13 protein-coding genes are annotated in these 12607 nt (G+C 63.4%); 7 read left to right on the top strand and 6 right to left on the bottom strand.

Translation table 11 applies throughout. From position 1 onward, the window contains the following. Nucleotides 1-248: 248 nt before the first annotated feature. From B2D37_RS22710 to B2D37_RS22690, 5 genes are all read right to left on the bottom strand, one after another. Complete coding sequence (locus B2D37_RS22710; RefSeq protein WP_079204811.1) at nucleotides 249-1622, bottom strand: glutamine synthetase family protein; 1374 nt, start codon at nucleotides 1620-1622, stop codon at nucleotides 249-251. A 143-nt stretch (nucleotides 1623-1765) separates the two neighbouring features. Then, nucleotides 1766-2818, bottom strand: coding sequence for a TRAP transporter substrate-binding protein (locus B2D37_RS22705; RefSeq protein ID WP_079204810.1), 1053 nt, complete (start codon nucleotides 2816-2818; stop codon nucleotides 1766-1768). Nucleotides 2819-2994: 176 nt separating this feature from the next. Continuing rightward, nucleotides 2995-4320 (bottom strand): TRAP transporter large permease subunit, encoded by a 1326-nt coding sequence (locus B2D37_RS22700; RefSeq protein ID WP_079204809.1) that lies wholly within the window; start codon nucleotides 4318-4320, stop codon nucleotides 2995-2997. Next, complete coding sequence (locus B2D37_RS22695) at nucleotides 4320-4826, bottom strand: TRAP transporter small permease subunit (RefSeq protein WP_079204808.1); 507 nt, start codon at nucleotides 4824-4826, stop codon at nucleotides 4320-4322. The genes B2D37_RS22700 and B2D37_RS22695 overlap by 1 nt, the downstream gene beginning before the upstream one ends. 137 nt (nucleotides 4827-4963) lie before the next feature. Further along, nucleotides 4964-5854 carry a triacylglycerol lipase gene (locus tag B2D37_RS22690; RefSeq protein WP_079204807.1) on the bottom strand — a complete coding sequence of 297 codons (891 nt, stop codon included), beginning with the start codon at nucleotides 5852-5854 and terminating at the stop codon, nucleotides 4964-4966. Between the two features lie 232 nt (nucleotides 5855-6086). Between B2D37_RS22690 and B2D37_RS22685 the strand changes: the two genes are divergently transcribed. Beyond that, nucleotides 6087-6275 carry a hypothetical protein gene (locus B2D37_RS22685; RefSeq protein ID WP_079204806.1) on the top strand — a complete coding sequence of 63 codons (189 nt, stop codon included), beginning with the start codon at nucleotides 6087-6089 and terminating at the stop codon, nucleotides 6273-6275. A 10-nt stretch (nucleotides 6276-6285) separates the two neighbouring features. On the opposite strand, the gene B2D37_RS22680 is transcribed toward B2D37_RS22685, so the two are convergent. Next, nucleotides 6286-7182: an AEC family transporter gene (locus tag B2D37_RS22680; protein ID WP_079204805.1), complete on the bottom strand. Its 897-nt coding sequence runs from the start codon at nucleotides 7180-7182 to the stop codon at nucleotides 6286-6288. A 192-nt stretch (nucleotides 7183-7374) separates the two neighbouring features. Between B2D37_RS22680 and osmE the strand changes: the two genes are divergently transcribed. The 6 genes from osmE to B2D37_RS22650 all read left to right on the top strand — a co-directional run bounded on the left by osmE (nucleotide 7375) and on the right by B2D37_RS22650 (nucleotide 11931). Further along, complete coding sequence (gene osmE / locus B2D37_RS22675) at nucleotides 7375-7746, top strand: osmotically-inducible lipoprotein OsmE (RefSeq protein WP_079204804.1); 372 nt, start codon at nucleotides 7375-7377, stop codon at nucleotides 7744-7746. A gap of 336 nt (nucleotides 7747-8082) precedes the next feature. Next, complete coding sequence (gene ureE, locus B2D37_RS22670) at nucleotides 8083-8583, top strand: urease accessory protein UreE (RefSeq protein ID WP_079204803.1); 501 nt, start codon at nucleotides 8083-8085, stop codon at nucleotides 8581-8583. 96 nt (nucleotides 8584-8679) lie between these two features. Beyond that, nucleotides 8680-9354, top strand: a complete 675-nt coding sequence (locus B2D37_RS22665) for an urease accessory protein UreF (RefSeq protein WP_079204802.1) — start codon at nucleotides 8680-8682, stop codon at nucleotides 9352-9354. A 150-nt stretch (nucleotides 9355-9504) separates the two neighbouring features. Further along, entirely contained in the window at nucleotides 9505-10119 is a 615-nt protein-coding gene (ureG, locus tag B2D37_RS22660; RefSeq protein WP_079204801.1) for an urease accessory protein UreG, read from the top strand. A gap of 31 nt (nucleotides 10120-10150) precedes the next feature. Next, entirely contained in the window at nucleotides 10151-10729 is a 579-nt protein-coding gene (locus B2D37_RS22655) for a HupE/UreJ family protein (RefSeq protein ID WP_079204800.1), read from the top strand. Between the two features lie 290 nt (nucleotides 10730-11019). After that, nucleotides 11020-11931, top strand: coding sequence for a glycerophosphodiester phosphodiesterase (locus B2D37_RS22650; protein WP_079204799.1), 912 nt, complete (start codon nucleotides 11020-11022; stop codon nucleotides 11929-11931). The last annotated feature ends 676 nt before the right edge of the window (nucleotides 11932-12607 follow it).

Raw genomic sequence — 12607 nt, 5'->3', positions numbered from 1 at the left:
AGCGGCGGGGACGCTTAGTCGGGGGCGCCTAGCTGGGGGCGCCTAGTCGGGGACGCCCAGCCCCATGAGCGCGATAGCGTGCGCTCGCAAAAAGCATCGCGGGCATGGCCCGCTCCTACGCAATGCCCGATAGCTGTTCCATTCAGCCCATAGCCCGGATTGCCTCCGGGCTATGGGTTTCGGCTGTTGCGCCGGCGCCGGGGCGTTGCGCCTAAACACAGGATCTGCGCACAGGGATTGCCGATCATTCAGATGATTTCAAAGTAGCGATCCAGCTCCCAATCGCTGACATGCCGACGGTATTCACGTTCCTCCCATTCGCGGCTGGCGGCGAAATGCTCGACGAACGGATCGCCGAACAACTCGCGGGCCGCGGTGGAGGCTTTCAGGCGCTGCGCCGCATCCCACAGGGTGCGCGGCAGGGCCAGCTCCGGCGGGTGCTTCTGCGCGTAGGCATTGCCAACCACCGGATCGGTCGGCTGCCACTGCTGCATCACCCCGTACAGGCCGGAGCCGAGGGCCACGGCGAGGGTCAGGTAGGGATTGCCATCTGCCGCGCCGAGGCGATATTCCTGGCGTTGCGACTTGTCGCTACCGGGAATCACCCGTAGCGCCGCAGTGCGGTTCTCCACGCCCCAGGTAGCATCGGTCGGCGCCCAGAAACCGGGAATCATCCGCCGGTAGCTGTTCAGGGTTGGCGCCACCATGCACAGGAACTCCGGCATCAGGCGCTGCTGGCCGGCGAGGAACTGGCGCTGGATCAGGCTCATGTTGTGCGCCTGGCTCGGGTCGTGGAAGGCCGACTTGCCGCTGGTGCGGTCACGCAGGGAAACGTGGATATGCCCGCTCTGCCCCGGGTACTTGCCCGACCACTTGGCCATGAAGGTGGCCATCAGGCCGTTGCGCTGGGCCAGCACCTTCATGAAGGTCTTGAACAGCGCACCCTTGTCGCCTGCGGCTTCGGCATGGTCATAGGCGATGGCCGCTTCCAGCACGCCAGGGCCGGTCTCGGTGTGCAGGCCTTCGATGGGGAAGTCCATCTGCTCGGCCATTTCGAGAATCTCGTGATACAGCTCGGCATGCACCGAACTGCGGATCATCGAGTAGCCGAACCAGTCCGGGGTGAAGGGCTTGAGGTTGCGGTAACCCTTTTCCCGCGCCGACTCCGGGGTTTCATCGAACATGAAAAATTCGTATTCCAGCGCCGCGAAGGGATCGAAGCCCATCGCATGACAGCGCTGAATCACCCTGCGCAGGGTGGCGCGGGGACAGACCTGCTCGGCGGCCTCGGCGAACTCGCAGATAAACAGCAGCATGCCGTTCTCGAAGGGAATGTCGCGGCAGGTATGCGGCAATACACGCACCGGCGCGTCCGGGTAGCCGGTGTGCCAGCCGGTGTAGCTGGCGTTGTCGTAGAGCTGATCCTTGACGTCCCAGCCGAGCACCACGTCGCAGAAGGCGAAACCTGAGTCCAGGGCGGAGAAGAACTTGCTGCGGCTCAGGTACTTGCCGCGCATCACGCCGTCGTTATCAAACACCCCGACCTTGATGTGACTGAGACCGCGCTCCTCGACGATGCGCCTGGCATCCTCGCTGGTTTTTACATCCCGCGGATTGAGCATATGCACCCCTTGGTCTTGTTATTGCCGACCTCCAGTGTCGGCTGGCTGATTCCGATCATCCTGGCACGCGCCAGCGATGCCGCCCTGTAACGCAGCACGCCCGCACCCTCGTCGGCAGGGGTGCGGGCGCATTGGCCTGTGGCTCAGTAGCGATAGGGCGGACCGGCCTTGGTCATCAGGGCGTTGTACTTCTTGAAGATATCCACGACCTTGGCCGCACGCGGGCTGGTCTTGGCGATCTCGTCCCAGAACTTCTGCGCCTCGGCCTCGACCGTGGCCCACTCGGCATCGGGAATGGTGGTCAGCTCAAGCTTGCCGCCCTCGACCCGCAATTGCGCTTCGCCGCCCCAGTACCAGTGCTGGCGGTAGTAATGGGAGCTGTCCATGCACAGTTTGAACAGGGTCTGGAGATGCTCGGGTACTTCGGCCCACTTCTCCGAGTTGGCGAAATAGGAGCCGATCCAGGCCCCGGAGATGTTGTTGGTGAGGAAGTACTTGGTCACGTCGGCCCAGCCGACGGTGTAGTCCTCGGTGATGCCCGACCAGGTGATGCCGTCCAGTTCGCCGGTCTGCACCGCCACTTCGACATCCTCCCAGGGCAGGGTCACCGGTATCACGCCGAAACGGGCGAGAAACTTGCCGGCGGTGGGAAAGGTAAAGATGCGCTTGCCCTTGAGGTCGGCCAGGCTTCTGATCGGCTCGACGGTGGCGAAATGGCACGGGTCCCAGGCACCGGCACCGAGCCAGGTGACGCCCTCAACCTCGCCGTAGGCCTCCTCCCAGATCTGCCGCAGGCCGTACTTCTCGAACAGCACTGGCACGTCCAGGCTGTAGCGGGTGGCGAACGGAAAGTAGCCACCGAATACCGAAACGTCCACCGGCGCGGCGATCGAGTCGTCGTCGCTCTGCACCGCATCGATGGTGCCGCGCTGCATGGCGCGAAACAGTTCGCCGGTGGGCACCAGTTGGTCGGCGTAGTAGAGCTGGATCTCCATCTGGCCGTTGGCCGCCTTGTTGAAGGCATCGATGGACGGTTTGATCACATGCTCGCCGAGGGCCGGTCCGGCATAGGTTTGCAGGCGCCAGGTGATCTTCTTCGGCTCCTCGGCATAGATGTGCGCCGACCCCAGAGCGGTGGCCCCCGCCGCGCCAGTGGTGACCGCGGCGGTCTTGAGGAAACTACGTCTCGTACTCATGCGGTTATCTCCAATAGTGTCGATTCAGATGTCATACATCCGCATAGCACCACTGCGACCCGGCAAGGTCGGTGCAGCGTTTCAGGTGGGCAACTTGATCCTCATGGGTGGCTGTACAGTTGTGGTGTGCCGCAACAATCCGATCGTTATTTACTGCCGTTCCTGAATTCGTGGGTTCAACGTGCGTAGTGCCACTGCGGCAGCCACAGCGCCAGCTGCGGAAACACCATCACCAGCACCAACGCCAGGACCATCACCAGCACGAAGGGCGTGACCGACACGTAGATGTCCTTCAGCGTCACTTCCGGCGGCGCCATGGCGCGCATGAGGAACAGGTTGTAGCCAAAGGGCGGGGTCATGTAGGCGATCTGGCAGGTGATGGTGTAGAGCACGCCGTACCAGATCAGGTCGAAGCCCAAAGCGCCGACCAGCGGCACATAGAGTGGCGCGACGATCACCAGCATGGCGGTGTCGTCGAGGAACATGCCCATGATGATGAACGACAGCTGCATCATGATCAGCACCTGCCACGGTCCCAGGTCCAGACGATCGATAAAGAACCCCTCGATGGCTTTCACTGCGCCGAGACCATCGAATACCGCGCCGAAGCACAAGGCGGCGAGGATGATCCACATGAACATGCAGGTGATGCCGAGCGTCTTGCGCAGGGTTTCCTCCATCACCTGGGCGGTCAGCCTGCGCTTGACCAGGGCGGCCAGGGTCGCCGCCGCCGCGCCCACCGCCGAGCTCTCGACCAGACTGGTGACGCCCATCAGGAACAGGCCGGTCATCGAGAAGAAGATAAACAGCGGTGCGATACCGGCTTTGAGCAGCCGCAGTTTCTCGCCCCAGCTGATCGCCTGGCGCTCCTCTTCGGGCAGGGCGGGCCCCAACGCCGGGTTCAGACGGCAACGGATGACGATATACAGCACGAACATGCTCGCCATCATCAGCCCGGGAAAGACCCCGGCCAGCCACAGTTGGCCCACCGGCTGACGGGCGATCATGCCGTACAGCACCAGCACCACGCTGGGCGGAATGAGGATGCCCAGCGAACTGCCAGCCTGGATCACCCCGGTGACCATGATCTTGTCGTAACCGCGGCGCAGCAGCTCAGGCAAGGCGATGCTGGCGCCGATGGCCATGCCGGCCACACTCAGCCCGTTCATCGCCGAGATCGCCACCATCAGGGCGATGGTGCCGATGGCCAGGCCACCGTGCAACGGTCCCATCCAGACATGGAACATGCGGTAGAGGTCATCGGCCAGTCCGGACTCGGAGAGCATGTAACCCATGAACACGAACATCGGCAGGGTCAGCAGTGGGTACCACTTCATCAACTTCATCGCGGCGCTGAAGGCCACTTCTGCACCACCGTCGCCCCACAGCAGCAGGGCGGCGGCTACCGCGACGAAGCCAATGGCACCGAACACCCGCTTGCCGGTGAGCAGCAGCAACATCATCGTGGAGAACATCAACAGCGCGATGAGTTCGTAACTCATTAAAGAGTCTCCCCGCGGGCTGCGGCGAGATCCCTGAAGAAGGTCGCAATCGACTGCAGCAGCATCAGTGCCACACCGAAGGTCATGATGATCTTGATCGGTGCCATATACGGCGACCAGGCCGAGTAGCTGGTTTCGCCATACTGAAGGGCATACAGCGTCGAGGAGACCCCGCCATAGAGCAGGAACACCAGATAGAAAATCAGGAAACCGATGGTGATGGCATCCATCAGCGCGGCGGTGCGCGGCGACCAGCGGCTATAGAACAGGTCCATGCGCACATGGGCATCGAGCTGCATGGAGTAGCCGCCGCCCAGGAGGAAGTAGGCGACCATCAGGAACTGCGCGGCTTCCAGGGTCCAGATCGCCGGATCGGCGAAGGTCTTGCTGACCGAGGAGTACAGCAGCACCGCCAGCATGACGAAGATCAGGTACATGGCGAAGCGACCGATGACCCGATTCATCGCGTCTACCGCTCGCACGAACACCCGTATGGCCTTAGGCATGCCACAGTCCCACAAAAGATTGGCTATTCCGAAACTCTAGTTGAACATTCGATAAAGCCAACCTGAAGCGGGCAATCTGCCAGCAGCCGGAGCCTGGCAGCCCGGCTTACGCTGGCGCGGCCAGGCGCCGTGCGCCCTTACAACCCGGCGTCGTGCAGGCGCCGGGCATGCGCCACGAACAACCCAACCGGATCGGCGCCCTTGCCGACCAGGCCGAAGGTCTGGTTGACGATGTCGAAGTGATCGAGCGGAAAGTCATCGCCGATCACCGTGCCCAGGTGCGAACTGTAGCGCCCGACCATGCCGTCGCAATGCCCAGCTTCGCGGCGAAAGGTGCGGGCGAATATTCGGCAGGCACGGTTGGGCCCGTCGAAGCGGTTGCCGCCACGATCGGTGATGCCGGGTTGCAAGGTGCCGGACCAGGAGTAATAGCGCACGCCATTGACCTCGGCAGCACCCTCGCCGCCCCAGGTATCTGGCAGGCCTTGGGGGAATTGCCGATTGAACGCGGCGACGCCCTCGGTGGTCAGCGACTGCTGGGCGGCGGCGACATCGACGGGCAGGCGCGGGCCTTTGTAGCCGGTCTCCAGCCAGGCCATGCAACGAGCCACGCCGCGCAGCACGGCGGCCAATAACCGCTCGCGCCAGCTGCCATGGGCCGCCTTGCGCTGGAGAAAATCGGCCAACTCCGAGCCATAATTGGGGCCGGCGACCGAGGTCACCGAAGCCACCCACTCGGGCTTCAGTGCGGCGGCGTAGCGCGCAGTCAGCGCGCCCTGGCTATGCCCGATCAGGTGCACCTTGGCGGCGCCGGTTTCCTTGAGGATCTGGGCGATGCGTTCGAGCAGTTGCTCGCCACGCACCTCGCTGGAGTGCACCGCGGACACCAACACCGGGAAGACCCTGGCGCCCTGGCGGCGTAGTGCCGTGATGATGCCGTACCAGTAGGAATAACCGAGCAAACGGATGAAGCCGAGCAAGCCCGGAACCAACACCAGGGGGTAACGAGGCGCAGCGGTAGTCGACATAACTGATCATCCCTGTTTGAAACCTATGGATCGGCGCCGCTGGCAGCAACGCCGGTAGGTGCGCAACGTGCGGCCACCATAACCCGAAGTCGGCGCAAACATGGCTGGTGCAGCGGCGGCGCCATAATCACCAAGATCGATGGACACTATCAGACCGCTTAACTTCTTATTCGCAGCCAGTTCCCTAGTATTGGCTCCCATAGCCATTGATCGCCATCTGTAGGAGCCAATCATGCAACGTACCATCGTCATCAGCCTGCTGCTGGGTCTGTTCGCCGGCAATGCGGCGGCGCTGCCAAGCCAGAGCCCGATGCCATTGCTCGGTGAAGCGAGGGACAGTCAGCAAAAAACCCTGCCGCAGGATCGTCATGTCGCCGCAGGCGCTGCCGAGCACCTGCTGGAGCAGCGACGCAATGGCTGAGTCACGCGGCTCAGAGTAGCGTGAGCATCCACAACGGCAGCGTCAGCGCCGCCAGCACGGTAGAGAGGAAGACCGCCGAACTGACGTTGCGGGCGTCTTCCGGGGTTTTGGCGAAGGCCAGGATATTGACCCCGCTGGGACACGCCGCCAGCAGCACCAGCACGGTACGCGCCGCCTCGTTCAGCCCGGGCAACTGGCCACTCAACCACCAGACCATGGCCGGGAACAGCAGCAGCTTGGCCGACGCCAGCCCCAGTACCGTGCGACTAGGGCGCAGGCGATAGCGCGACAGGCTGGCGCCCAGCACGATCAGGGCGCAGGGCAGCGCCGCTTGGGCCAGCCACTCAACAACCCGCCACAATGGCTCCGGCACCCGCAAGCCGGACACATTGAGCAGCGCGCCCAGCAACAAGCCGATGATCATCGGATTGGCCAGATTCTTCAGCAGCGCCCAGCCATTGACCCGCTCTTGCCCACCGAACGTTGCGTAGAAGCTGTGCAGGGAAAACAGCGTGAGGCTATGGAACACCAGGATGGCGAAGACATAGACCAATCCCTCCGGCCCCATCAGGCTGGTGACCAGGGGAATGCCCACCAGCACGTTATTGGAAAAGGCGGCAGTCAGGCCCAGCGGCGTAGCCGTGCCGCGCTGCCTGTGGGCAAGCAGATTGACCAGGCCGAACACCAGCAGCACCGGCAGGTAATAGGCCAAGAGCAACATCGGCGACAGACCGTCGCCCAGGGAGGCCTTGGCAATGCCGGCGAACAGCAGCGTCGGCATAAACAGTTTGAAGGTTATATTGGCCAACCCGGCCGCCGATTCGGCGCTCAGCCATTGGCGCCAGCCGAGCAGGTAGCCCAGCAGCACCAACGCAAAGATCGGCAGAATCGCCTGAACAACTACCATCAATGGAGAGGCTCCTGAACCACGCAACGAAAGTGCAAACGTCGCCCGCTGGGACGTGTTTGTGAGGGCGCCAGTGTATGCGCGCACCCGCCGCAATACGACTCACCCCATGCGCGTGGCGGACACTGCCTACCGGCTTTTGCGGTTCCAATAAGCTGTAGCCCGGACAGGCTCGCCACAAGGGAAGACACCATGTACATGCGAACCCTGAGAGTTGCCGGTGTGCTGGCGGCGCTGGCCGGGTGTGCCGGCCAGGCAGAGAACCCGAGCGACTACCTGACCTTTCGTGACGAGCCATTGGTACAGAAAGTGGCTCTAGACATGCACAAACAGCACGTCCTGGAAATCGCCGGCCCCCCGTCCAGCGAGAAGCCGCGCACGCTCAACCCCGGCACCTGCAATAACTACATTCTCCATAAGGAAGGTCAGCAGCAGGCCTATTACGTCAGTTTCAACTCGGCGGACCGCGTCGATGGCAAAGACTTTATGAGTTGTCAGCTGATGGAGAAAAACCAACGCGCACGCGCTCGTGCGCCGGTCTTCGACCGTGGCGGTGGTTATTGAGGCGGACAAGCCAGCAACACCGCCCCCAAGCCGCGCGGCGCAGTGCAACCAGTGGGGCTGTGGCGACACTGTGCTTGCCTCACTGCCGGTTCTGCTCGATGCAGCTGAGCCAGGCGCTAGGCGTGGTTGTTTTCGCGGACGCCAACTGTGTGCAGCGTGCAGTCGGCACACCATGAGCACCCAAACGGTGCATCAGAAACCTCGGCGCACCAAATAAACCCGAGCCACGCCTCATTGTTGTCACCCTCTTCGCCCCAGGCCCGTACCTCTCGACATTAGTGCAGGTTGGCAAGCCCCTTGCTCTGCTCCTGGCATTGAACTGCCGGAAACTGACCCATGCTGGTGATCCACCGACGCATCCCCGCCCAGGACCACTGCGACGCCGAACTGGAATTGAGCTTCGAGGCTCGCAGCAAAAGCCGCCTGCGCTGCTTCAGCCGCAGTGGCGAAGAGGTCGGCCTGTTCCTCGAACGCGGCCAGCCGCCCTTGCACGACGGCGAATGCCTGAGGGCCGAAGACGGCCGCGTGGTCCGCGTGCGCGCCCGCGCCGAAGCGCTTTTACACGTCACCTGCGCCAACGCCTTCGAACTGACCCGCGCCGCCTATCACCTGGGTAACCGCCACGTGGCCCTGCAACTGGGCGACGGCTGGTTGCGCCTGCCCGATGACTACGTGCTCAAAGCCATGCTCGAACAACTCGGCGCCAAGGTCACGCTGATCGAGGCGCCCTATCAACCTGAACACGGCGCCTACGGCGGCGGTCATCACCACTCCCATGCCGGCGAGGCCGAGTTCAGCTACGCGCCGCGCCTGCATCAGTTCGGGGTACGCAAGTGAACCGGGCCTGGGTTTCATTCAGGCTGGCCAGCCCGCTATTACCGAATTGCCTGCCAGTTACCGCTCAGCGTGCCTCCTTCGGCTCGGTGTGTCCCGGTGAATAAGGCCTGGGCGCTACTCAGACTGGCCAGCCCGCAATTACCAATTGGCGGCTACAGCTACTCGCAAGCCCTGGAAATGGCGGTCGAGCAAGGCCAGGTGGCTAACGCCGAGAGCGCCAAAGGCTGGATCGCCGATCAACTCCTGCTCAACCTGGCGCGCTTCGACGCGCCGCTGCTGCTGGCCCACTGCGAGGCTGCTGTCACCGATGATTGGGCGACCCTGCAAAACCTCGCCGCCCAGCAGCGCGCCAGCCGCGAAACCCGCGAACTGCGCCAGGAAAGCCGGCAGATGGGCTATTCCCTCGAGCAACTGCTGAGCGGCTTGCCCGAGCTGGACCATGCTGCCCGCGAATTGTTTGCCGAACTGGATGAACCCGGCCTGGGCGTCGCCTGGGCGCTGGCCGCCCGCGCCTGGCAGATCAGCCCGCAAGACGCCCTCGCTGCCTGGCTGTGGGGTTGGCTGGAGAACCAACTGGCGGTGCTGATGAAAACCCTGCCGCTCGGCCAGCAAGCCGCCCAACGCCTGACCTCTGAGCTGTTGCCATTGCTCGAGCTGGCGCAGCGGCAGGCCACCCAACGACCTCCCGAACAGTGGGGCAGCGCCGCCTTCGGCCTGACCCTGGCGAGCATGGCGCACGAGCGTCAGTACAGCCGCCTGTTCAGGTCATAGCCTGATGATCCCAGCATCGACCGTAGGTGCGGGCCATACCCGCGATTGGTTTGTCACGGCCATGGGACCAGGCGTTGCCCCCACGCCGACCCAGCAACTCGACGGCCGGAATGCTTCCGGCGCGCGCCCAGTAACCGAGGAAACCCACAGATGAACAGCCAACCCCTGCGTATCGGCATCGGCGGCCCGGTCGGCTCCGGCAAGACCGCCCTGACCCTGGCCCTGTGCCTGGCCCTGCGCGAGCGCTACAACCTCGCCGTGGTGACCAACGACATCTATACCCAGGAAGACGCCCAGTTTCTGGTGAGCAACCAGGCCCTGGCGCCGGAGCGGATCATCGGCGTGGAAACCGGCGGCTGCCCGCACACGGCGATCCGCGAGGACGCCTCGATCAACCTGGAGGCGGTCGACCAACTCAACCGGCGCTTTCCCGGCCTCGACCTGATCATCGTCGAGTCCGGCGGCGACAACCTGTCGGCCACCTTCAGCCCGGAATTGTCCGACCTGACCATCTACGTGATCGACGTCTCGGCCGGCGACAAGCTGCCGCGCAAGGGCGGCCCGGGCATCTGTAAATCCGACCTGCTGGTGATCAACAAGATCGACCTGGCGCCCCTGGTCGGCGCTTCGCTGGAGGTGATGGAACGCGACACCCTGAAGATGCGCGGCGACAAGCCCTTCGTCTTCAGCAACCAGAAAATCGGCCAGGGCCTGGATCAGATCATCGCCTTCATCGAACGCCACGGCATGCTCAACGTCGCCTGAGCCGACTCACTTCCCCCGTAAGGAGACACCCATGACCCTGCGCACATCGCTGTTCGCCCTCGCCCTGCTCCTCAGCCCGGCCGCGGCTTTCGCCCACACCGGCCATGCGCATGCTGGCTTGCTGGCCGGTCTGGCCCACCCGCTATTGGGCCTCGACCATGTGCTGGCGATGCTCGCCGTCGGCCTCTGGGCCGCGCAGCAAACTGGCGCGGCGCGCTGGGCGCTGCCATTGACCTTCGTCACCAGCATGCTGCTCGGCGGTCTGTTCGGCTTCGCCGGCATGCAGAGTCCTCTGCTGGAAACCGGCATCGCCGGCTCGGTACTGGCCTTCGGCCTGCTGGTGGCGGTCGCGGCGCGCCTGCCGATGGCCTTGGCGCTTGGCCTGACCGCGCTGTTCGCCCTAAGCCACGGCGTGGCCCATGGCCTGGAGCTACCGGCACTGAGCAGCCCCTGGCGTTACGCGCTCGGATTCGTTAGCGCCACCGCCGCCTTGCACGCCAGTGGCTACCTCATGCTGCGCCTGTTGCCGCAAGTAGCGGCGCCGCTGCTGCGCCTGGCGGGCGTCGCCTCGGCGGTCACCGGCGTGTGGCTGCTGGCCAATTCCCCGTAGATGCATCCATCCGGTGCTGTGGCCGTCTCCCCGTTGATCCTATGTTCACGGGCAAGGTCTGCGACAGTCGAGATACAAGGGTGGATGACGCTTTATTCATCCACCCATCGCGACGGGGGATGCAGAGACGTCATCCACCCAACTCTCGTGGCCCCGGATAAGCCTTGGCGCATGCCGGGATGGCCCTGGCTGCAAGGGTCTGCCGCCTGGCGCCATTCACCTCTCGCCCGGCGCCGATTGCTTTGGCATAGTCCGGTTGTCAGCTTCGCCGCCAACAGTTGGAAATGCCTATGCTGCGCTTCGCTCGTTTTCTGCTCGCCCCATTGCTGTTGATCGCCATCGTCGTGCTGGTGCTCGCGCTGACCAGCCGGCCTGCGACCCAACCGGCAGTGCTGGCGGCATTCGCTGATCAGCCGCTGGTCATCGCCCATCGCGGCGGCAAGGGCCTGTGGCCGGAAAACAGCCTGTTTGCCTTCGAGCGCGCCCGGGCCTTGGGCGTGGACATGCTGGAAATGGACTTGCAGCTGTCCAGCGACGGCGAACTGGTGGTGATTCACGACAGCACCCTGGAGCGCACGACCAACGGCCAAGGCGCCGTCGTTGCACACAGCGTGGCGCAACTGCAGGCACTCGACGCCGGATACCGCTGGAGCGCCGATGGCGGCGCAAGCCATCCCTACCGCGACCAGGGCATTGCCATTCCCACATTTGCCGAAGTGCTCGACCGCTTTCCAGGCATGCCCAAGGTGATCGAAATCAAAGCCCCGGATGCCGGCATGGCTGCGCAACTGTGCACAGCCATCGTGGCTAACGACCAGCAGGACCGGGTGCTGGTCGGCAGCTTCCATGAGCGCAGCCTGCAGTCGTTCCGCCAACACTGCCCGCAAGTCGCCACCTCCGCCGGCCCCGGTTCGATACGCCTGTTGCTGGCGCTCAACTGGCTGGGCCTGGGCAGCCTGCTGTCGCCGTCCTACCAGGTGCTGCAAATCCCCGAGCGCCATAGCGGCGTGCAGATCGCCAGCCCACGCCTGCTGCGCACCGCCCAGGCGCGTGGCCTGAACGTGCAACTGTGGACCATCAACGAACAACCGGCGATGCGCCGCCTGCTCGAGCAAGGCGCCCACGGCCTGATCACCGATTACCCGGACCGCGCCCTGCAACTGCTCGGTCGCTCGACGCAGCTCGGTGCGCTGGATCAGTAACCAAAGCTGCAATTGAGCAAAAAACCAGCAGCTACGGCCACGCCTAGTCCGGTGTGGCCTGGACACAAGCGCGCTCAGCTTATCCACAGATCGTTCCACAGCTGCACTGGATAACTATTCGGAGAGCGCCTGACACCCCGGACAAACCCTTGAAATAACTGGATTATTCCTTGACCAGAAGCGCCTCGCCATGCCTTCGCTGGGCGTTCCGTCGCATTGATCAAAAGCTGATCAACCCGCGCAAAGCCACGACTAGCAAGGCATTCAGCCAGGCATACAGAGTTACCCACAGGCCTACCCACAATAGTCGTGGACAACTTTCGGCGGTTATCCCCAACCTCTGAATAACTCAGCCAAGCATCTGTTTTATCAATAAAAAACAGACTGATCAAAAAACATACAAGCAGTCCAAACCGCCGCACAACTAAGCCTGCATAAGCCTACACCCACCTTATCCACAGCTCGCTCCACAGTCTCTGTGGAGAACTCGACTGCAGACTTATCCACTTGCCCAGCGACCCCTGAAGCTATCGTCATCATCGAGACAATCAACCCGCCTGAACGACTCCAGAGTTGTAGCCTGAGCGCCAGACAATAGGAGAACATCCATGCCGCTCAATGATTTGCTCCACAACCTGCTCGTCGCCTATGCCGGTGGCGCCTGCGGCAGCAGTGC

The sequence above is a fragment of the Pseudomonas sp. CC6-YY-74 genome (genome assembly GCF_002025205.1).
In the GTDB taxonomy this organism is placed as follows: domain Bacteria; phylum Pseudomonadota; class Gammaproteobacteria; order Pseudomonadales; family Pseudomonadaceae; genus Aquipseudomonas; species Aquipseudomonas paeninsulae.
The sequence above is the reverse complement of the archived record's forward strand: the minus strand, read 5'-3'. Positions and strand labels throughout refer to the sequence as shown.